The organism is Dermatophilaceae bacterium Soc4.6, from assembly GCA_039889245.1.
Taxonomy (GTDB): domain Bacteria; phylum Actinomycetota; class Actinomycetes; order Actinomycetales; family Dermatophilaceae; genus Lapillicoccus.
Genome location: JAZGVH010000002.1, coordinates 3,295,972 through 3,316,326, shown reverse-complemented (window position 1 = coordinate 3,316,326; position 20,355 = coordinate 3,295,972). Strand labels below are relative to the sequence as shown.

16 protein-coding genes and 1 tRNA gene are annotated in these 20,355 nt (G+C 69.9%); 5 read left to right on the top strand and 12 right to left on the bottom strand.

Going from position 1 to position 20,355, the window contains the following annotated elements:
* Nucleotides 1-114 precede the first annotated feature (114 nt).
* Both rpsG and rpsL read right to left on the bottom strand, forming a co-directional pair.
* Nucleotides 115-585, bottom strand: a complete 471-nt coding sequence (gene rpsG, locus V3N99_15450; protein ID MEO3938132.1) for a 30S ribosomal protein S7 — start codon at nt 583-585, stop codon at nt 115-117.
* Between the two features lies 1 nt (nt 586).
* Nucleotides 587-961 carry a 30S ribosomal protein S12 gene (gene rpsL / locus V3N99_15445; protein ID MEO3938131.1) on the bottom strand — a complete coding sequence of 125 codons (375 nt, stop codon included), beginning with the start codon at nt 959-961 and terminating at the stop codon, nt 587-589.
* A gap of 373 nt (nt 962-1,334) precedes the next feature.
* Between rpsL and V3N99_15440 the strand changes: the two genes are divergently transcribed.
* Nucleotides 1,335-2,834, top strand: a complete 1,500-nt coding sequence (locus V3N99_15440; protein ID MEO3938130.1) for a DUF2142 domain-containing protein — start codon at nt 1,335-1,337, stop codon at nt 2,832-2,834.
* A gap of 78 nt (nt 2,835-2,912) precedes the next feature.
* On the opposite strand, the gene V3N99_15435 is transcribed toward V3N99_15440, so the two are convergent.
* The 9 genes from V3N99_15435 to V3N99_15395 form a co-directional block, all read right to left on the bottom strand.
* Nucleotides 2,913-6,794, bottom strand: a complete 3,882-nt coding sequence (locus V3N99_15435) for a DNA-directed RNA polymerase subunit beta' (protein ID MEO3938129.1) — start codon at nt 6,792-6,794, stop codon at nt 2,913-2,915.
* Nucleotides 6,795-6,888: 94 nt separating this feature from the next.
* Nucleotides 6,889-10,374 carry a DNA-directed RNA polymerase subunit beta gene (gene rpoB / locus V3N99_15430; GenBank protein MEO3938128.1) on the bottom strand — a complete coding sequence of 1,162 codons (3,486 nt, stop codon included), beginning with the start codon at nt 10,372-10,374 and terminating at the stop codon, nt 6,889-6,891.
* Between the two features lie 377 nt (nt 10,375-10,751).
* On the bottom strand, nt 10,752-11,135 hold the full coding sequence (gene rplL / locus V3N99_15425; protein MEO3938127.1) for a 50S ribosomal protein L7/L12: 384 nt from the start codon (nt 11,133-11,135) through the stop codon (nt 10,752-10,754).
* 78 nt (nt 11,136-11,213) lie between these two features.
* Nucleotides 11,214-11,852 carry a 50S ribosomal protein L10 gene (gene rplJ / locus V3N99_15420; protein MEO3938126.1) on the bottom strand — a complete coding sequence of 213 codons (639 nt, stop codon included), beginning with the start codon at nt 11,850-11,852 and terminating at the stop codon, nt 11,214-11,216.
* Between the two features lie 584 nt (nt 11,853-12,436).
* Nucleotides 12,437-13,156: a 50S ribosomal protein L1 gene (rplA, locus tag V3N99_15415; protein MEO3938125.1), complete on the bottom strand. Its 720-nt coding sequence runs from the start codon at nt 13,154-13,156 to the stop codon at nt 12,437-12,439.
* An 85-nt stretch (nt 13,157-13,241) separates the two neighbouring features.
* Nucleotides 13,242-13,679 (bottom strand): 50S ribosomal protein L11, encoded by a 438-nt coding sequence (gene rplK / locus V3N99_15410; GenBank protein MEO3938124.1) that lies wholly within the window; start codon nt 13,677-13,679, stop codon nt 13,242-13,244.
* 84 nt (nt 13,680-13,763) lie between these two features.
* Entirely contained in the window at nt 13,764-14,633 is an 870-nt protein-coding gene (nusG, locus tag V3N99_15405) for a transcription termination/antitermination protein NusG (protein MEO3938123.1), read from the bottom strand.
* 63 nt (nt 14,634-14,696) lie between these two features.
* A complete protein-coding gene (secE, locus tag V3N99_15400) occupies nt 14,697-14,966 on the bottom strand; it encodes a preprotein translocase subunit SecE (protein MEO3938122.1) in 270 nt (89 codons plus the stop codon).
* Nucleotides 14,967-15,088: 122 nt separating this feature from the next.
* Nucleotides 15,089-15,161 (bottom strand) — tRNA-Trp (locus V3N99_15395).
* Between the two features lie 156 nt (nt 15,162-15,317).
* Between V3N99_15395 and V3N99_15390 the strand changes: the two genes are divergently transcribed.
* From V3N99_15390 to V3N99_15375, 4 genes are all read left to right on the top strand, one after another.
* Entirely contained in the window at nt 15,318-16,619 is a 1,302-nt protein-coding gene (locus V3N99_15390) for an aminotransferase class I/II-fold pyridoxal phosphate-dependent enzyme (protein MEO3938121.1), read from the top strand.
* A gap of 58 nt (nt 16,620-16,677) precedes the next feature.
* On the top strand, nt 16,678-17,331 hold the full coding sequence (locus V3N99_15385; protein ID MEO3938120.1) for a DUF5709 domain-containing protein: 654 nt from the start codon (nt 16,678-16,680) through the stop codon (nt 17,329-17,331).
* Nucleotides 17,332-17,372: 41 nt separating this feature from the next.
* Complete coding sequence (locus V3N99_15380; protein MEO3938119.1) at nt 17,373-18,422, top strand: adenosine deaminase; 1,050 nt, start codon at nt 17,373-17,375, stop codon at nt 18,420-18,422.
* Nucleotides 18,423-18,510: 88 nt separating this feature from the next.
* Nucleotides 18,511-19,239 (top strand): hypothetical protein, encoded by a 729-nt coding sequence (locus V3N99_15375; protein MEO3938118.1) that lies wholly within the window; start codon nt 18,511-18,513, stop codon nt 19,237-19,239.
* Between the two features lie 7 nt (nt 19,240-19,246).
* Here the strand turns inward: V3N99_15375 and V3N99_15370 are convergent, their stop codons facing one another.
* Nucleotides 19,247-20,347 (bottom strand): UDP-N-acetylmuramate dehydrogenase, encoded by a 1,101-nt coding sequence (locus V3N99_15370; protein MEO3938117.1) that lies wholly within the window; start codon nt 20,345-20,347, stop codon nt 19,247-19,249.
* Nucleotides 20,348-20,355 lie beyond the last annotated feature (8 nt).

The window sequence follows — 20,355 nt, the reverse complement described above, 5'->3', positions numbered from 1 at the left end:
TTCTTGGTCTTCGGTCTTCGGGCTGCCCGAGGCAGCCTCCAGGTCAACGCACCGCCCTGCCCCCGTATGCCGGGTGCGCCACTGGCGCACCCGGCACACGAAGCAGACGGGCGACTACCAGCGGTAGTGCGCGAAGGCCTTGTTGCTCTCGGCCATCTTGTGGGTGTCCTCGCGACGCTTCACGGCGGCACCGAGGCCGTTGGAGGCGTCGAGGATCTCGTTCATCAGGCGCTCGGTCATCGTCTTCTCGCGACGCTGACGGGAGTAGCCGACGAGCCAGCGCAGCGCGAGCGTCGTGCTGCGGTTCGGCTTGACCTCGATCGGCACCTGGTAGGTGGCCCCACCGACGCGGCGGGACTTCACCTCGAGGGCCGGCTTGATGTTGTCGAGGGCGCGCTTGAGCGTGACGACGGGGTCGGCGCCGGTCTTGACCCTGGCACCCTCGAGGGCGCCGTAGACGATGGTCTCGGCGATCGACTTCTTGCCGTCGAGGAGGATCTTGTTGACCAGCTGGGTCACGAGCGGCGAGTTGTGCACCGGGTCGATGACGAGCGGGCGCTTGGGTGCGGGTCCCTTGCGAGGCATATCAGCTCTTCTCCTTCTTCGCGCCGTAGCGCGAGCGAGCCTGCTTGCGGTTCTTGACGCCCTGGGCGTCGAGCGAGCCGCGCACGATCTTGTAGCGCACGCCAGGCAGGTCCTTCACACGACCGCCACGCACGAGCACGATCGAGTGCTCCTGCAGGTTGTGGCCGACGCCGGGGATGTAGGCCGTCACCTCGATGCCGGAGGTCAGCTTGACGCGCGCGACCTTCCGCAGCGCCGAGTTGGGCTTCTTGGGGGTGGTGGTGTAGACGCGGGTGCAGACACCGCGGCGCTGGGGCGAGCCCTTGAGCGCCGGGGTCTTGGTCTTGTCGACCTTGTCCTGGCGACCCTTGCGGACCAGCTGGTTGATCGTAGGCAACCTGTTCTCCGTCTTTGTTGCGTGTCGTCTGCCCCACCGACCGGCGGGGCTCCTTGGGTGTCCCGCCGACCCCCGCACTCGGGCGTGTCGGTCAGGTCGGAACGGGGTGCTCTCCCCTGCACTTCCCACCGGGGCGCAGGCCGCGAGGCCGTTGCCCGGGAGGTTGCCCGGCGAGAGAGGGTGAGCCTGCTTCCCTGACCGACAGTGGTAACCACCGGATCGGGGACATGCTCGGGTGCCCGGCAGACCGGGCACAGATCCCCACGATACCGCCCGCCCCACCCATCCCCAAATCTCCGCCACCCACACCCTCGACGCCTAGGATTCCCCCGCAACGCCGGCTGCGGGGCGACCCGCTGGAGAAAGGGAGCAGATGGCTCGACGAGCATGGCGGGTGGCGGTGCTGCTGACGCTGCCCTACGTGCTGCTCGGCCTCGCGTGGCTGGGCTCCAACCCGGGCGGTGCCGCCCCCGACGAGGACGCCCACCTGATCAAGGCCCTCGCCGCAGCCCACCTCGACATCGGCACCCCGGGGCCATCCCCCACCGCCGACCAGAGCCCCATCCAGGTCCGCAACGCCTCCAACCGCCGCGAGGTGACGATCCCCGGGCGGCTGTCGCCTCGCGGCGACAACTGCCTGGCCTTCCGCCCCGACGTCACGGCGGCCTGCCAGCAGGCCCTCCCGCCACCCCCGCCGGGTCAGATCCGGATCGGCACGACCCTCGGCGCCTACCCGCCCTTCCTCTACCCGCCGATCGGTCTGGTCGCCTCGCTCGGGAGCACGCCCTACCAGGCCTACCTGCTGGGACGGCTCGTCGTGCTCGCCGCGACCTCCCTGCTGCTCCTGCTCGCCTCGTGGCACCTGACCCGGTGGCTCGGACCGCAGGCCCTGCTCGGCGTGCCCGTGCTGATGACCCCCCTCGTCTCGTTCTGCACCGGGGTCGTCAGCACCTCCGGCGTGGAGATCCTCGGTGCCCTGCTCGTCGCCGCCGTCATCACGGTGTCGGCCCGTCGACCGGAGTCGCTCGAGCACCGCAGCACCCAGCTGCTGCTGCTGCTCGGTGGGGGGCTGCTGGTGCTGAGCCGGCAGCTCGGTCTGGTGACCATGGCCGCCCTCACCGTGGCGCTGCTCGCGCTGGGCGGCTGGAGGGCCGTCCTGGGGGGCCTGCGTGCCCGCTCCCCCGTCACCCTCGCGACCGTGGGTCTGCTGGCCGTCTGCTCCGTCGCAGCGGCCGCGTGGGAGGTCCGCTACGACCACCCCGCCATGCTGGGGCCCTGGATGAGCCGCGACGGCTGGGCCGCGTGGAGCGGCGCGTGGCTCGAGATGGCGCGCTCCGGAGTCGGCTGGTTCGGGTGGATGGAGACCCGGATGGCGTGGTGGACGACGACGGCCTGGCTCCTGGCGGCCCTCGCCCTCGTGGTCACGGCAGTCGTCCTCGGCAGCGCCCGTGACCGTGTCGTGCTCATCGGCGGCGCGGTGGCGCTGGTCGCGCTCTCGAGCACGCTCTACGTCCACGTCTTCCTGCCCGTCGAGTCCGGCCTGCAGGGCCGGCACGTCCTGCCCTTCGCGGCCCTGCTCCCGGTCTACGCCGGGGTGGTCGTCGCCGAGCGACTCCCCTCGCGCGTGGTGCCGCGCGTCGTCGCGGGTCTCGCGCTCACCCTCCCCCTGCTCCACGCCTACGGCTTCGTCCTGTACGCCGTGCGCAACGCAGTCGGGCTCACGCACCCCAGCTGGCGCTTCGTCCCGCTCGCGTCGTGGTCGCCCGTGCTCGGGTGGTACCCGTGGCTGGCTCTCGGCGCGGTGGCCGTGATCGGGCTCGTGACGTCAGGGCTGGCGCTGGCCCGCGCCGGCCGGCGCGACCCGCTGGTCTGACCCCCGGGGCACGACGAAGGGCGGGTGGGCCGGGAGTCTCCTCCCGGCCCACCCGCCCTGTCGTCAGGCGGTGACTGGTCAGCTGTCGGCGAAGCCCAGGCTGACGTCGTCGAGCCGGATCGCCTCGCCCGACCCGAAGGACGAGTAGTCGTAGGCGTCGTAGTTCGGCATGGAGTACATCGCCGCCTTGGCCTCCTCGGTCGGCTCGACCGAGATGTTGCGGTAGCGCGGGAGACCCGTGCCGGCCGGGATGAGCTTGCCGAGGATGACGTTCTCCTTGAGGCCGAGCAGCGGGTCGGACTTGGCCTCCATGGCGGCCTGGGTGAGCACCCGGGTCGTCTCCTGGAAGGACGCGGCCGACAGCCACGACTCGGTCGCGAGCGACGCCTTGGTGATGCCCATGAGCTCGGGACGACCGGCAGCAGTCTTGCCGCCCTCGGCCATGACCCGACGGTTCTCCTCCTCGAAGCGCCCGCGCTCGACGAGGTCTCCGGGGATGATGTTGGCGTCACCCGACTCGATGACCGTCACCCGGCGCAGCATCTGCCGGACGATGACCTCGATGTGCTTGTCGTGGATCGACACACCCTGCTGACGGTAGACCCGCTGCACCTCGTCGACCAGGAAGTTCTGCGTGGCCCGGGGGCCGAGGATGCGCAGCACCTGCTTCGGGTCGATGGCACCCTGCACGAGCTTGGCGCCGACCTCGACGTGGTCGCCGTCGCCGACGAGGAGGCGCGACCGCTTGCTGACGGGGTACGCGTGCTCCTCGCTGCCGTCGTCGGGGGTGAGGACGATGCGACGGGTCTTGTCGGTGTCCTCGATCTGGATGCGACCGGTCGCCTCGGCGATCGGGGCGACGCCCTTGGGGGTGCGTGCCTCGAAGAGCTCGACGACGCGGGGCAGACCCTGCGTGATGTCGTCACCGGCCACACCACCGGTGTGGAAGGTGCGCATGGTCAGCTGCGTGCCGGGCTCACCGATCGACTGGGCGGCGATGATGCCGACCGCCTCGCCGATGTCGACGAGCTTGCCGGTCGCCAGCGAGCGCCCGTAGCACCGGGCGCAGGTGCCGACCTTGCTGTCGCAGGTGAGGACCGAGCGGACCTTCACCTTGTCGACGCCCGCGACGAACAGCGCGTCGATGACGACGTCGCCGAGGTCGATGCCGGGCACCGCCAGCACGGCCCCGTCGAGGACGACGTCCTCGGCCAGGGTCCGCGCGTAGACGCTGGTCTCGACGTCCTCGTGCAGGATGCGGCTGCCTGTGGAGTCGGTGTCGGCGATCGGCATGGTCAGGCCACGCTCGGTGCCGCAGTCGTCCTCGCGGACGATGACGTCCTGCGACACGTCGACGAGTCGACGGGTCAGGTAGCCCGAGTCGGCCGTGCGCAGCGCCGTGTCGGCCAGACCCTTGCGCGAGCCGTGGGTCGAGATGAAGAACTCGAGCACGGTCAGACCCTCGCGGAAGTTCGCGCGGATCGGGCGCGGGATGATCTCGCCCTTCGGGTTCGAGACCAGGCCTCGCATACCGGCGATCTGGCGCAGCTGCATCCAGTTGCCACGAGCGCCCGAGGAGACCATCTTGTAGATCGTGTTGGTGGTGGGGATGTTGCGACGCATCTCCTCCGCGACCTTGTTGGTGGCCTCGTTCCAGATCTCGATGAGGTCCTCACGACGCTCGTTGTCCGTCATCGCACCGCGGTCGTAGAGCTTCTGGACCTTGGCCGCCCGGTCCTCGTAGTCCTCGAGGATCTTGATCTTGGTGGGCGGGGTGACGACGTCGGAGATCGCGACGGTGATGCCGGAGCGCGTGGCCCAGTGGAACCCCGCCTCCTTGAGCGCGTCGAGCGACGCCGCGACCTGGACCTTGGAGTAGCGCTCGGCGAGGTCGTTGACGATCGTCGAGAGCTGCTTCTTGTCGACGAAGACGTCGACGAAGGGGTAGTCCAGCGGGAGGGTCTCGTTGAAGAGCGCCCGACCCAGGGTCGTCTCGAGCGTGAGGGACGGGTAGATGCCCGCCTCGTCGGGGACGACACCCTCGGGCACCTCGAAGCCGGCCGGGGGCACGACGTCGGACAGGCGGATCTTGACGATCGAGCCCAGGTGGATGTCGCCCGCGTCGAACGCCATACGAGCCTCGGCGGGCGAGGTGAACGCCCGTCCGGCGCCCGGGTTCTCCGGCGACTCCGACGTCAGGTGGAACAGCCCGATGATCATGTCCTGGGTGGGCATGGTCACGGGGCGACCGTCGGCCGGCTTGAGGATGTTGTTGCTCGACAGCATGAGGATGCGGGCCTCGGCCTGCGCCTCCGCCGACAGCGGCACGTGCACGGCCATCTGGTCACCGTCGAAGTCGGCGTTGAACGCCGTGCAGACGAGCGGGTGGATCTGGATGGCCTTGCCCTCGACGAGCTGCGGCTCGAAGGCCTGGATGCCGAGGCGGTGCAGGGTGGGCGCACGGTTGAGCAGCACGGGGTGCTCGGTGATGACCTCTTCGAGGACGTCCCACACGACCGGCTTGCTGCGCTCGACCATCCGCTTGGCCGACTTGATGTTCTGCGCGTGGTCGAGGTCGACCAGGCGCTTCATCACGAACGGCTTGAACAGCTCGAGCGCCATCTGCTTGGGCAGGCCGCACTGGTGGAGCTTCAGCTGCGGGCCGACGACGATGACCGAGCGGCCGGAGTAGTCGACGCGCTTGCCGAGGAGGTTCTGACGGAAGCGCCCCTGCTTGCCCTTGAGCATGTCGGAGAGCGACTTCAGCGGCCGGTTACCCGGGCCGGTGACCGGACGGCCACGACGGCCGTTGTCGAACAGCGAGTCGACGGCCTCCTGGAGCATCCGCTTCTCGTTGTTGACGATGATCTCCGGCGCACCGAGGTCGAGCAGCCGCTTGAGGCGGTTGTTCCGGTTGATCACGCGCCGGTAGAGGTCGTTGAGGTCGGACGTCGCGAAGCGACCACCGTCGAGCTGCACCATCGGGCGCAGGTCGGGCGGGATGACCGGGACGCAGTCGAGCACCATGCCCGTGGGGCTGTTGCTCGTCGTCGTGAAGGCCGTGACGACCTTGAGGCGCTTGAGGGCACGCGTCTTCTTCTGGCCCTTGCCGGTCGCGATGATCTCGCGCAGGATGTCGATCTCGGCAGCGAGGTCGAAGGTCTGCAGGCGCTTCTGGATCGCCGCGGCGCCCATGCCGCCCTCGAAGTAGAGACCGAAGCGGTCGCGCATCTCGCGGTAGAGGATCTCGTCACCCTCGAGGTCCTGGACCTTGAGGCTCTTGAACCGGTCCCAGACCTGCTCGAGGCGCTCGACCTGCTGGTCGGTGCGACGACGGATGGCGTTCATCTCGCGGTCGGCACCGTCACGGACCTTGCGCTTGGCGTCAGCCTTCGCGCCCTCGGCCTCGAGCTCGCCGAGGTCGTTCTCGAGCCGCTTGGCCCGGGTGTCGATCTCGGAGTCGCGACGGTTCTCGATCTCCTTCTTCTCCACCTGGATCTGCGCCTCGAGCGAGGGCAGGTCGCGGTGACGCTGGTCGACGTCGACCGACGTGATCATGTACGCCGCGAAGTAGATGACCTTCTCGAGGTCTTTCGGGGCGAGGTCGAGGAGGTAGCCGAGCCGGCTCGGGACACCCTTGAAGTACCAGATGTGGGTGACGGGGGCGGCGAGCTCGATGTGGCCCATCCGCTCACGACGCACCTTGGCCCGGGTGACCTCGACGCCGCAGCGCTCGCAGATGATGCCCTTGAAGCGGACCCGCTTGTACTTGCCGCAGTTGCACTCCCAGTCCCGGGTGGGGCCGAAGATGCGCTCGCAGAACAGGCCCTCCTTCTCGGGCTTGAGCGTGCGGTAGTTGATGGTCTCCGGCTTCTTGACCTCGCCGTGGCTCCACCGACGGATGTCATCCGCAGTAGCGAGACCGATACGCAGCTCGTCAAAGAAGTTGACGTCGAGCACGTGGTTCCTTCTTCCGTGGTCTTTCGTGACGCAAAAACATGCTTAGAGGGTGTCCCGGTCCGGGCGCCGCGAAGGCGCCCGGACCGGTCACCGATCAGACCTCTTCGACGCTGCTCGGCTCGCGCCGCGACAGGTCGATGCCCAGCTCCTCGGCCGCCCGGAAGACGTCCTCGTCGCTGTCGCGCATCTCGATCGCCTGGCCGTCCGAGGACAGCACCTCGACGTTGAGGCAGAGCGACTGCATCTCCTTGAGGAGCACCTTGAACGACTCGGGGATGCCGGAGTCGGGGATGTTCTCGCCCTTGACGATCGCCTCGTAGACCTTGACGCGTCCGGGGACGTCGTCCGACTTGATCGTGAGCAGCTCCTGCAGGGTGTAGGCCGCGCCGTACGCCTCGAGGGCCCAGACCTCCATCTCACCGAAGCGCTGGCCACCGAACTGGGCCTTACCGCCGAGCGGCTGCTGGGTGATCATCGAGTAGGGACCCGTGGAGCGTGCGTGGATCTTGTCGTCGACGAGGTGGTGGAGCTTGAGGATGTACATGTAGCCCACCGACACCGGCTCGGGGTACGGCTCGCCGGAGCGGCCGTCGAAGAGCAGCGCCTTGCCCGACTTGTCGATCAGGCGCACGTCGTCGCGCGTCTTGAGCGTCGAGTCGAGCAGACCGGTGATGACGTCCTCGCCGGCACCGTCGAAGACGGGGCTGGCGACCCGGCTCCCCGCCGGCGCCTCGTGGGCGTCCTGCGGGATGACCTTCGCCCAGTCGGGCTCGCCCTCGATCTTCCAGCCGCGCGAGGCGGCCCAGCCGAGGTGGAGCTCGAGCACCTGGCCGATGTTCATGCGGCCGGGCACACCGAGCGGGTTGAGCACGACGTCGACCGGGGTGCCGTCCTCGAGGAACGGCATGTCCTCGACGGGCAGGATCTTGGAGATGACGCCCTTGTTGCCGTGACGGCCGGCGAGCTTGTCACCGTCGGTGATCTTGCGCTTGTTGGCGACGTAGACCCGCACGAGCTGGTTGACACCCGGGGGCAGGTCGTCGCCCTCGTCCTTGTCGAAGACCTTCACGCCGATGACCGTGCCGGTCTCGCCGTGGGGGACCTTCAGAGAGGTGTCGCGGACCTCACGGGCCTTCTCACCGAAGATGGCGCGCAGCAGGCGCTCCTCCGGGGTCAGCTCGGTCTCGCCCTTGGGCGTGACCTTGCCGACGAGCAGGTCGCCGTCGCGGACCTCGGCGCCGATGCGGATGATGCCGCGCTCGTCGAGGTCGGCCAGCACGTCCTCGGAGACGTTGGGGATGTCCCGCGTGATCTCCTCGGGGCCGAGCTTGGTGTCGCGGGCGTCGACCTCGTGCTCCTCGATGTGGATCGAGGAGAGGACGTCGTCCTGCACCAGACGCTGGCTGAGGATGATCGCGTCCTCGTAGTTGTGACCCTCCCACGGCATGAACGCCACCAGCAGGTTGCGACCCAGCGCCATCTCGCCACCATCGGTGGCGGGACCGTCGGCGATGACCGAGCCCTTCTCCAGCCGGTCACCCTCGTTGACGAGGACGACCTGGTTGTAGCAGTTGCCCTGGTTGGAGCGGTCGAACTTGCGGATCCGGTAGGTCTGGTACGTGCCGTCGTCGTTGGCGACGGTGACCAGGTCGGCACTGACCTCAGCGACGACACCCGGCGCGGTGGCCAGGACGACGTCGCCGGAGTCGAGGGCCGCACGGAACTCCATACCCGTGCCCACGAGCGGGGCCTCGGACTTGACCAGCGGCACCGCCTGACGCTGCATGTTGGACCCCATGAGGGCCCGGTTGGCGTCGTCGTGCTCGAGGAACGGGATGAGCGCCGTCGCCGCCGAGACCATCTGACGCGCGGAGACGTCCATGTAGTCCACGTCGAGGGCGTTGACGAGCTCGACCTCGCCCTGCTTGGTGCGCACGAGCACGGTGTCCTCGGCGAAGTGGTCGTCGTCGGTCAGCGGCGCGTTGGCCTGCGCCACGACGAACTCGTCCTCCTCGTCGGCCGAGAGGTAGGCGACGTCATCGGTGACCTGCCCGTTGACCACCTTGCGGTACGGCGTCTCGACGAACCCGAAGGCGTTGATCCGCCCGTAGGACGCGAGCGAGCCGATGAGGCCGATGTTCGGGCCCTCAGGGGTCTCGATCGGGCACATGCGGCCGTAGTGCGACGGGTGGACGTCGCGGACCTCCATGCCGGCGCGGTCGCGGGAGAGACCACCCGGGCCGAGGGCCGACAGCCGCCGCTTGTGGGTCAGACCCGCGAGCGGGTTGTTCTGGTCCATGAACTGCGAGAGCTGGCTGGTGCCGAAGAACTCGCGGATCGAGGCCACGACCGGGCGGATGTTGATCAGGGTCTGCGGCGTGATGGCCTCGACGTCCTGGGTCGTCATCCGCTCGCGCACGACACGCTCCATCCGGGACAGGCCGGTGCGGACCTGGTTCTGGATGAGCTCGCCGACGCTGCGCAGGCGGCGGTTGCCGAAGTGGTCGATGTCATCGACCTCGACGCGCATGGCCTGGTCGTGCCCGTCACGACGGCCGGGCATGGTCTGCTCGCCGGCGTGCAGGGAGACGAGGTAGCGGATCGTGGCGACCACGTCGTCGATCGAGAGCGTGGACGCGCCGAGCTCGGCCTCGACCCCGAGCTTCTTGTTGATCTTGTAGCGACCGACCTTGGCCAGGTCGTAGCGCTTCGGGTTGAAGTAGAGGTTGTCGAGCAGGGTCTGCGCGGCCTCCTTCGTCGGGGGCTCGCCGGGACGCAGCTTGCGGTAGATGTCGAGCAGCGCGTCGTCCTGGCCCTGGGTGTGGTCCTTCTCCAGGGTGAGCCGCATCGACTCGAACTCGCCGAACTCCTCGAGGATCTGCGCCTCGGTCCAGCCGAGCGCCTTGAGCAGCACGGTGACCGACTGCTTGCGCTTGCGGTCGACGCGCACGCCGACCATGTCGCGCTTGTCGATCTCGAACTCGAGCCAGGCCCCACGGCTGGGGATGACCCGGGCCTGGTAGACGTCCTTGTCGGACGTGCGGTCGGGCTGGCGCTCGAAGTAGACACCCGGGCTGCGCACGAGCTGCGAGACGACGACGCGCTCGGTGCCGTTGATGATGAAGGTGCCGCGCTCGGTCATGAGCGGGAAGTCGCCCATGAAGACCGTCTGGCTCTTGATCTCACCGGTGTTGGTGTTCATGAACTCGGCGGTGACGAACAGGGGCGCGTCGTAGGTCTGGTCGCGCTCCTTGCAGGACTCGATGGTCTTGCGGGTCTCTTCGAAGCGGTGGTCGCGGAACGAGAGCGACATCGAGCCGGAGAAGTCCTCGATGGGGGAGATCTCCTCGAAGATCTCCTCGAGACCGGAGCGGTCCGGGACATCGGTGCGTCCGGCGGACTTGGCCGCGGCGACGCGACCCTGCCAGCGCTCGTTGCCGAGGAGCCAGTCGAAGCTCTCGGTCTGGAGCGCCAGGAGGTCGGGGACCTCGAGGGGTTCGCGGATCTGGGCGAATGACAGACGGCCCGAAGCCGTCCGTGCGGTGGACACTTTCTGGGACGCGGTGCGCGAGGCAGCCAAGGAGGGTCCTTCCACGGGCCTTACTGAGCGGTGACTATCGGGCGGCTACCGTGGACCAGATCCCCCTCCCCCACGACATGGCACGATCAGCGCCACGAACCGAGAACGTCGGTCGTGGACTGGGCGCCTGGCTGGAGGGGATCACGGGTCATAGGCAGCGCAAAGCGTCAGCGTACCGGCTCAGGGCACAGAAGTCCATTCGAGTCAAGCACCACCCGTGGGCGCGGAGTGCGCCGCGACCTGGTGGACCTGTCGAGAACGCCATGAGCGTGACGCATGGCAGGCCCTCGCGTCAAGGTCGGGCCCGAGCCGACACGCGCAGAGGCCCCGACCGGCAGTGCCGGTCGGGGCCTCGTGCAGCGGTCAGGACCGCAGGGTCACTTGAGGGTGACGGTGGCTCCTGCGCCCTCGAGCTGCTCCTTGGCCTTCTCGGCCGCAGCCTTGTCGACCTTCTCGAGGACGGCCTTGGGCGCGCCGTCGACGAGGTCCTTGGCCTCCTTCAGGCCCAGGCTCGTGAGGGCGCGGACCTCCTTGATGACCTGGATCTTCTTGTCGCCGGCGGCCTCGAGCACGACGTCGAACTCGTCCTGCTCCTCGACCTCCTCGACGGCGGCGGCGCCGCCACCGGCGGCCGCGACGGCCACAGGGGCCGCGGCGGTGACGCCGAAGGTGTCCTCGAACTGCTTCACGAACTCGGAGAGCTCGATCAGGGTCATCTCCTTGAATGCGTCAAGGAGCTCGTCGGTGCTGAGCTTAGCCATGGTGGCTTCCTTCCATCAGGTGGTGCCAGAAGAGTGGCGGTGGTTAAGGTGCGAACCGTGCGGCAGGATGCCGTCCGGTCAGTTGTCGCCACCCTCGGCGACGTCGTGGGGTGCAGCGTCCTGCGACTCTGCGTCCTGCGTGGTCTCCGCATCCTGCGGAGCCACGTCCTGGGGGGCGTCGTCCACGGGGGACGCCGGTCCCTCCGCCTCGACCTTGGCCCGGAGCGCGTCGATGACTCGGACGCTCTGTGCCAACGGCGCAGCGAAGAGGTAGACCGCGTTGGTCAGCGACGCCTTGAGCGCGCCAGCCATCTTGGCCAGGAGGACCTCGCGGGACTCGAGGTCCGCGAGCTTGGTGATCTCGGCCGGGGTGAGGGCCCGTCCGTCGAGCACCCCACCCTTGATGACGAGAAGGGGGTTGGCCTTGGCGAAGTCCCTCAGGCCCTTGGCCGCCTCGACCGGGTCACCGGTGATGAAGGCGATGGCTGTCGGGCCCTGGAGCTGGCCGTCGAAGGCCGTGACTCCGGCCTCCTTCGCAGCCAGCTCGGTCAGGGTGTTCTTCACCACGGCGTAGGTGGCGTGCTCACGAAGCGAGGTACGCAGCAGGGTGAGCTGCTTCACGGTCAAGCCGCGGTACTCCGTCAGCACGGCCGCACCCGAGGTGCGGAAGCTCTCCGCGAGCTCGGCGATGGCGGCGGTCTTCTCCGCGTTGGCCATCGGGCCTCCTTATCCGTTGCATGACGACCGCGGGCGAAAGCGTCCGGTCACACGACAAGAGCCCCGGCGCAGGCACGGGGCTCGGATGAAAGCGACGCCGTGAGGCGCGTCCTCAGAGGAACTCGATGGCCTGCGCTGGATGCCCGCGTTGCGGGACCTTCGGCCTGGCACCCGCAGGAGCGGGAGCCGGACAACCGGCGGTCTGTGGTCGTTGCCCACCGTACGTGGTCGGTGGCCCCGAGGTCAACACGAGCGGACCTGCCTCGGCGGCGGACGGTCTGTTGCTCCCTCTGCATCGTCCGAATGGCACGAACCAGCGACTCACCCTGTCGCTGACCCGGTTCAGCGTCTACCCTCGTGGTGCAGCACCGTCGGATCCCGCACAGCACGCCGAACGGTGGTACCCCCACCACCGACCCGGCTCCGCATCGGCGGCCCTCCACCCCGAGGGCACCCGTGCGTCGACACCACCACGGACGCGTCGGGTCCCCCCGCATCGACGCCACCGGGTGGCCGCGGGACGACGAAGCGCCCGGTCCCCTCCTCGGAGGGGGCCGGGCGCTACCACGTCAGGGGCGTGCCGCTCAGGCGGTCGCCTCGTCCTCGACGAGGAGGTTGCGCGTGCGCCGGTAGTCGAGCGGGATGCCCGGGCCCATCGTCGTGGCCATGGTGGCCTTCTCGATGTAGGCCCCCTTGGACGAGGACGGCTTGAGCCGCAGGATCTCGTCGAGCGCAGCGGCGTAGTTCTCCACGAGCAGCTTCTCGTCGAAGGAGACCTTGCCGATGATGAAGTGCAGGTTGGAGTGCTTGTCGGTGCGGAACTCGATCTTTCCGCCCTTGATGTCGGTGACGGCCTTGGCGACGTCCATCGTCACCGTGCCCGTCTTGGGGTTCGGCATCAGGCCACGCGGGCCGAGGACCTTGCCCAGACGACCGACCTTGCCCATCATGTCGGGCGTCGCGACGACGGCGTCGAAGTCGAGCCAGCCACCGGACACCTTCTCCAGCATGTCGTCGGAGCCGACGAAGTCGGCTCCGGCCTCTCGGGCCGCCTCGGCCTTGTCGCCGTTGGCGAAGACCAGGACGCGGGCGACCTTGCCGGTGCCGTGGGGCAGGTTGACCGTCCCACGGACCATCTGGTCGGCCTTGCGGGGGTCGACGCCGAGGCGCATGGCGACCTCGACGGTCGAGTCGTACGTCGTCAGGGACGTGTCACGGGCCAGGCGGACGGCCTCGAGCGGTGCATACATCCGGCTCGAGTCGATCTTCTCCGCGGCGGCGGTGTAGGCCTTGCTGCGCTTCATGGTGCTGCTCCTTCGAGAGAACGGGTGGGGAGTCGTGGTGCGGACCAGCGCTGGCCCTCCCACTGGGGGCAGGAGCCCCCGAGGGTCAGTAACCCTCGGTGGTGATGCCCATCGACCGGGCGGTGCCGGCGATGATCTTGGCGGCGGCCTCGACGTCGTGCGCGTTGAGGTCCTCCATCTTGGCGGCGGCGATCTCGCGGACCTGGTCGCCGGTGAGCTTGGCGACCTTGGTCTTGTGGGGCTCGCCGGAGCCCTTGGGCACGCCGGCCGCCTTCTTGATCAGCTCGGCCGCGGGCGGCGTCTTGGTGATGAAGGTGAACGAGCGGTCTTCGTAGACGGTGATCTCGACGGGGATCACGTTGCCGCGCTGGGACTCGGTCGCGGCGTTGTAGGCCTTGACGAACTCCATGATGTTGACGCCGTGCTGACCGAGGGCCGGACCGACCGGCGGCGCGGGGGTGGCCGCACCGGCGTTGATCTGCAGCTTGATGAAGCCGGAGACCTTCTTGGACTTGGGGGGCATGGTGAGCCTGCTTTCCTGTGTGGTGGTGGGCCGACGCCGAGGGGCGATGACCCGGTTGCCGTATGACGGTGGGCGGTGGAGGTCCTACAGCTTGGAGACCTGACCGAACGAGAGCTCGACCGGGGTCTCGCGACCGAAGATGGAGACGAGCACCTTGAGCTTCTGGGTGTCGGGGTTGATCTCGGAGATGGTCGCCGGGAGGGTCTCGAACGGGCCCTCCATGACGGTGACGGACTCGCCGACCTCGAAGTCGACGACCGCGACGTCACGCTGCGAGGAGCGACCCGAGGGGCCACCTCCGCCGGGGGTCTCGGGGCTCTCGAACTCCGGGGCGAGCATGGTGAAGACCTCGTCGTAGCTGAGCGGCACCGGCTGGTGTGCGTTGCCGACGAAGCCGGTGACGCCGGGCGTGTGACGTACCGCGCCCCAGCTCTGGTCGGTGAGGTCGAGACGCACGAGGACGTAACCGGGCATGCGGACGCGACGGACGAGCTTCTTCTGGCCGTTCTTGATCTCGGTCACCTCCTCCATGGGGACCTCGATCTCGAAGATGAAGTCCTCCATGTTGAGCGACACGATGCGGGTCTCGAGGTTGGTCTTGACCCGGTTCTCGTAGCCGGCGTAGGAGTGGATGACGTACCAGTCGCCGGGCTTGGCCCGCAGCTGCGTCATGTACTCCGCGACCGGGTCGAGCACGGGGGCGTCGAGCTCGGCCGTCTGGTCGGCGGTCGGTGCGTCGTCGTCCTCAGCGGACTCGTCGTCCTCCACGGACTCAGCGTCCTGGTCGGACTCGGCGTCAGACGCCTCGGCCCCGGGCAGGTGGTGGTCGGCGAGCGCGTCCTCGGTGTCGAGGGTCTCGGTGTCGACCGGCTCGACCTCGAGGAGGTCGGGCTGCGGCTCGTGGTCGCTCGTGGCGGCCTGGGGGGCGTCCTGCGTGGACACTTCCTCGGACACGGTGGAACCTCATTCCTTCAAGACGTGGTGGGTGGGGCTGGCGGAGCGGGTCGAACCCGGCCGCTAGCCCGCGAGGGCGAGGAGCACGGCCCTCTTGAACACGAAGTCCAGGCCGGTCACGAGCCCCATGACGACGAGCACGAAGACGATGACCACTGCCGTGTAGTTGAGCAGCTCCGGGCCGGTGGGTCGCACCACCTTGCGCAGCTCGTCGAGGATCTGGCTGACGAAGAGCGTCACCGACCGCACCAGACGCGAGAAGGGGTTGCCCTGCTGACGCTTCTTGCGGTCGGCGCGGCCCGTCTCGCGGCTCTCTGCGCTGGTCTCGGTCACGATGTCGTCCTTGCCGCAGTGAGGGCCCGGGCGCTGGTCGCGCCGCAGGCGAGCTGTCTCGTCGCCCCGGGTGGTCGTCGGGCCACCCGGTCAGGTCGGCCGGTCCGGGAGGACCGACGACGCAGGGCACGAGGGACTCGAACCCCCAACCCCCGGTTTTGGAGACCGGTGCTCTACCAATTGAGCTAGTGCCCTTCGCCGCACCCGGTTGAGGCAGTGGGGCGGGCGGCCGGACGGCGGGCACAGGAGATCATGGCAGCCGTCAACCACCGGGGACGAGCATACGTGACCCGGCAGGGCCCACGCGAACCGGTGAGCCCTCCTTGGCCCACCGGTGCGAGGATGGAGCCCGTGTCGACCACCTCGCAGCCCACCGTCTCCCCGCTCGCCGACCGCAGCCCCGACGAGCTCGCCACCTTCCTGGCCCGGGCCAGGGACGACTACGCGGCCCTGCAGGCCCGCGGCCTGGCGCTCGACCTGACGCGGGGGAAGCCGAGCAGTGCCCAGCTCGACCTCGCCGACGCGCTGCTGCACCTGCCGACGACCACCCGCGACCGCGCCGGGGTCGACGTGCGCAACTACGGAGGGCTCGACGGGCTCGCGGAGCTGCGCGAGCTGTTCGCCGAGCTGCTGTGGGTCGAGCCGGAGCAGGTCGTCTGCGGGGGCAACTCGAGCCTGACGATGATGCACGACACCCTCGTCGACCTGCTGCTGCACGGCGCCCCCGACTCCCCCCGGCCGTGGTCGAAGGAGCCTGTGGTCAAGTTCGTGTGCCCCGTGCCCGGTTACGACCGCCACTTCTCGATGCTCGCCAGCTTCGGCATCGAGATGGTGACCGTGCCGATGCACGACGACGGTCCCGACGTCGAGGCCGTGCGCGCCCTCGTCGCCGACGACCCCAGCGTCAAGGGCATGTGGATCGTGCCCACCTACGCGAACCCGTCGGGTGCGGTCTGCTCGCTCGAGGTCGCCTCGGCGCTGATGGCGATGCCGACGGCAGCGCCCGACTTCCGCATCTTCTGGGACAACGCGTATGCCTTCCACCATCTGACCGAGGACGAGGCCAAGAGCGCCGACGCGCTCACCCTCGCCTCGGCGGCCGGCCACCCCGACCGGCCGATCCTCTTCGCCTCCACGTCGAAGATCACCTACGCCGGTGCCGGCGTCGCCGTGATGGCGGCGTCGAGCACCAACAAGGCCTGGTTCATCAAGCACCTGTCCATGGGCTCGATCGGCCCCGACAAGGTCAACCAGCTGCGGCACGTGGAGTTCTTCGGCTCGGCCGACGGTGTGCGCCAGCACATGCGGCGCCACCGCGAGATCATCGCGCCGAAGTTCGACGCGGTCGACGTGGCCCTGCACGGCGCCCTCGACGGCCTCGGCATCGCCACCTGGACCAAGCCGACCGGTGGCTACTTCGTCAACCTCGACGTCATGGACGGGACCGCCTCGCGGGTCGTGCAGCTCGCCAAGGAGGCAGGCATCGCGCTCACCCCGGCCGGGGCGTCGTTCCCCCTCGAGCACGACCCACGCGACCGCAACATCCGCCTCGCCCCCACCTTCCCGGTGCTGCCCGAGGTCGAGACGGCCATGACCGGGGTGGCCACCTGCGTCGCCCTCGCCGCGGCCGAGAAGCTCACCGCGCAGGCCTGATCCGGGACGAGCTGCCCCGGGAGCGCCCGTCCGCTGCGGCGCGTGACAGAGTTGCCGCATGAGCGACAACGGCACCGACGACACCCTGGGCAGCGACGAGAGCTACAGCGGCGAGGAGCTCAACACCGACACCGGGTCCTACTCCCTCGACGACGAGGACCAGCTCCCCGCCGAGGACACCCTCGTCGACCGGGGGCTCGAGGACAGCCTCGACGAGGGCTACTCGCCGCCCGACCGCGCCCGCGGATCGCTGATGTTCGGGACCACGGCCTGGGAGCAGTCCCAGGAGGAGACGATCGAGCAGCGGATCGCGCAGGAGGTGCCCGACCCCGACAGCGCCTACGGCGCTCCCGACAACGAGAGCGGCCTCGACCGCCCACTCGACCGGGTGGGCGGTGACGACCCCGACGCGATCCCTGCCGAGGACGACTTCATCGGGGACGCGGGGGCCCGCAGCGGGCGGCTCGTGGCCCCCGACGAGGGAGCCCACGCCGACGAGGAGAAGGACCTCATCGGCAGCGACGTCGGCTTCGCCGGCGGTGCCGCGTCGGCCGAGGAGGCCGCCATGCACATCGAGGGCGGGCGCCCCGAGGAGGGCCTCGACAACGACGCCTCCGACGAGCTGGACGTCGACGACCCGGAGAGTATGCACACGGCCGACTCCCCCGCCGAGCTGGAAGACCTCGACGGCATCACCGACCTCGACCGCTGACGGCTCGAGAGCCCGGCGGTGGCGTCTGTGAGGCTGGGCACATGACGTCGTCCAGGGACGGTCGGCGCGACCTCGGCGCCCTCCCCAAGGCGCACCTGCACCTGCACTTCACGGGGTCGATGCGGCTGACCACGCTCGCGGAGCTCGCCGAGCACCACGGGGTCCCGCTGCCCGACCAGCTGCGGGCCGGGGCCGACTGGACGCCGCCCCACCTCCACGCGACCGACCAGCGCGGCTGGTTCCGGTTCCAGCGCCTCTACGACCTCGCCCGGGCCTGTGTCCGCGGGGAGGACGACATGCGCCGGCTCGTGCGCGAGGCCGCGGAGGACGACCTCGCCGAGGGCTCGCGCTGGCTCGAGATCCAGGTCGAGCCGAGCTCGTACGCGCCCTTCGTCGGGGGCGTCACCCCCGCCCTCGAGATCGTGCTCGACGAGGCGGCCTCGGCCTCGCGCGACCTCGGGATCGGGGTAGGCGTCGTGGTGGCAGCGAGCCGCATCCGCCACCCGCTCGACGCGCGCACCCTCGCTCGACTGGCCGTGCGCTACGCCGGGTCGGGGCCGGGCACGGTCGTCGGCTTCGGTCTGTCGAACGACGAGCGGCGAGGGGCCCTCGAGGACTTCGCCCCGGCCTTCGACCTCGCCCGTCGCGGCGGGCTGGCCCTCGTGCCGCACGCGGGCGAGCTGCTCGGGCCGGACAGCGTCGCCGCGACCCTCGAGGTGCTGCGACCGGACCGCCTCGGCCACGGCGTGCGCGGCACCGAGGACCCGCGGGTGCTCGAGCAGGTCGCGCAGGCCGGGGTGGTGCTCGAGGTGTGCCCCGCCAGCAACGTGTCCCTCGGGGTCTACGCCAGAGCCGACGAGGTGCCGCTGACGACCCTGCTCGACGCCGGGGTGCCCGTCGCCCTCGGCGCCGACGACCCCCTGCTGTTCGGCTCGCGGCTCACCGCGCAGTATGCGATCGCGCGCGACGACCTCGGTCTGGACGACGTGGTGCTCGCCGAGCTGGCCCGCGCCTCGTTGCGGGGAAGCCGAGCCCCCGCCGACGTCGTCGGGCCAGCCCTCGCGCACGTCGACCAGTGGCTCGCCGGCTGACCGACCTCTGGTCGTCGCCGGGGCAGGGGACGGGAGTCCCACCCGACCGGATTTGGCCGGGCCCCCGCGACGGGGCAGTCTGGTGGGCGTGTCCACGCCCGTCTCCCGCCCCTCGTGGCGACTGCTCCCGCAAGCCGCGGTGAGCGTCGGCGCCGCCGCCCTCGTCCTGTCTGCGTGTGCGGAGCCGGCCCCTCTCGTCACCGGTGGGGGCACCGTGGCGCCCGCGACCGCCGCCCCCTCGCGCACCCCGAGCGCCTCGTCCTCGCCGACCTCGTCGGCCCCCACCTCGTCGCCCTCTGCCACCTCCGGCACCCCGCTCCCGTCCGCCACGACGAAGGCGCCGGCCTGGCCGACCAGGACGGTGGACGTGGGCAAGACGCTGACGGACACGGGCCTGGGGCACACGATCGAGATCAAGCGCATCCTGCGCGGCCTGCCGTGGCCGGCCGGCTACACCGCGACCGCACTGGCCTACGAGCTGGTCGCCGTCGAGATGACATGGACCCCCAGCACGACCTACACGGCTCCCCTGCGGCGACAGGACTTCGCGATCCGCACCGGAGCACAGTTCCCCAGCCGACCCCTCAAGCTGATCGACGGGCCGATGCGGGCGCACCGCCTCATCCCCATGCCGACCCAGATCGACAGCAACAAGTCGCGCACCGGGTGGCTGGTCTTCAAGGTCGACCCCAAGTCGGCCCCCAACCTGACCCTGGCCTACACCCGGCCCAAGTCGCAGGTCTCCGGCAGCGGACAGATCTTCGACACCAAGCTGTTCAGCGTCGTGCTCACCGGCGCCCCGGTCTCGACCAGCTGACGAGAAGTCAGAGGGAGTCGCCGACCACGACCGGCTCGGCCTCGAGGGTGACCCCGAAGGTGTCACGCACCCCGTCACGCACCTCACGGGCGAGCGCGAGCACCTCGGCGGCGCTCGCGTCTCCGCGGTTGGTGACCGCCAGGGTGTGCTTGGTCGAGAGCGAGGCGCGACCCGGCAGTCCGTGGCCACGGGCGAAGCCGGCGCGCTCGATCAGCCAGGCGGCGCTGGTCTTGACCCGGCCCCCGCCCTCCGGCCACGACGGCGGCTCGACCTCGGTGCCGAGGCGGTCGCCCACCCGCGTGACGAGGTCGGCCCAGGCACCGTCGCGCAGCACCGGGTTCGTGAAGAACGACCCGCAGCTCCAGGTGTCGTGGTCGGGGGCGTCGAGGACCATGCCGCGACGACGGCGCTGGGCGAGGACGGCGTCCCGCACCTGCACGAGCGGCGCCCGCTCCCCCACCGCGATGTCCAGCTCGGTCGCGAGGTCGGCGTAGCGCACCGGCTCACCGAGGTCGCCGACCCGCAGCTGGAAGAGCACGTCGAGCACGACGTAGCGCCCGCCCCTGCCGTCACCGGTCTTGAAGCGGCTGTCGCGGTAGCCGAACCCGCACTCGGCCCCGAAGACCGTGCGCACGGTCTGGGTCTGACGGTCCCACACGCGCACCTGGGCGATCGTCGTGGCGACCTCCTGACCGTAGGCGCCGACGTTCTGGATCGGCGTCGAGCCCGTGGCCCCGGGGATGCCGGAGAGGGCCTCGACGCCGGCCCAGCCCTCGACGACGGCTCGGGCGACGAGGTCGTCCCACGACTCACCCGCCGCGACCCGCACGTTGGCGCCGCCACAGGAGTCGTCGGACTCGACGGCGATCCCGGTCGTGGCCACCCGCACCACCGTGCCCGGGAAGCCGGCGTCGGCGATGACGACGTTCGACCCCCCGCCGAGCACGAGCAGCGGCTCGTCGGCGTCGTCCACCTCGCGCACGGCGTCGACGAGCTCGTCGGTCGTGGTCACCGTCACCAGGCGGGCGGCAGGGCCACCGACGCGCATCGTCGTCAGGTCGGCGAGGAGGACGTCGCGCTGCTCCAGCAGGGTCGGGCCCGGGCTCACGGCGCTCC

Coding starts and splice junctions, on each gene's coding strand:
- V3N99_15385 (MEO3938120.1), top strand. CDS start 16,678: ATGAGCGACAACGGCACCGACGACACCCTGGGCAGCGACGAGAGCTAC.
- V3N99_15440 (MEO3938130.1), top strand. CDS start 1,335: ATGGCTCGACGAGCATGGCGGGTGGCGGTGCTGCTGACGCTGCCCTAC.
- rplK (MEO3938124.1), bottom strand. CDS start 13,679: ATGCCCCCCAAGTCCAAGAAGGTCTCCGGCTTCATCAAGCTGCAGATC.
- rplL (MEO3938127.1), bottom strand. CDS start 11,135: ATGGCTAAGCTCAGCACCGACGAGCTCCTTGACGCATTCAAGGAGATG.
- rplA (MEO3938125.1), bottom strand. CDS start 13,156: ATGAAGCGCAGCAAGGCCTACACCGCCGCCGCGGAGAAGATCGACTCG.
- rpsG (MEO3938132.1), bottom strand. CDS start 585: ATGCCTCGCAAGGGACCCGCACCCAAGCGCCCGCTCGTCATCGACCCG.
- rplJ (MEO3938126.1), bottom strand. CDS start 11,852: ATGGCCAACGCGGAGAAGACCGCCGCCATCGCCGAGCTCGCGGAGAGC.
- V3N99_15380 (MEO3938119.1), top strand. CDS start 17,373: ATGACGTCGTCCAGGGACGGTCGGCGCGACCTCGGCGCCCTCCCCAAG.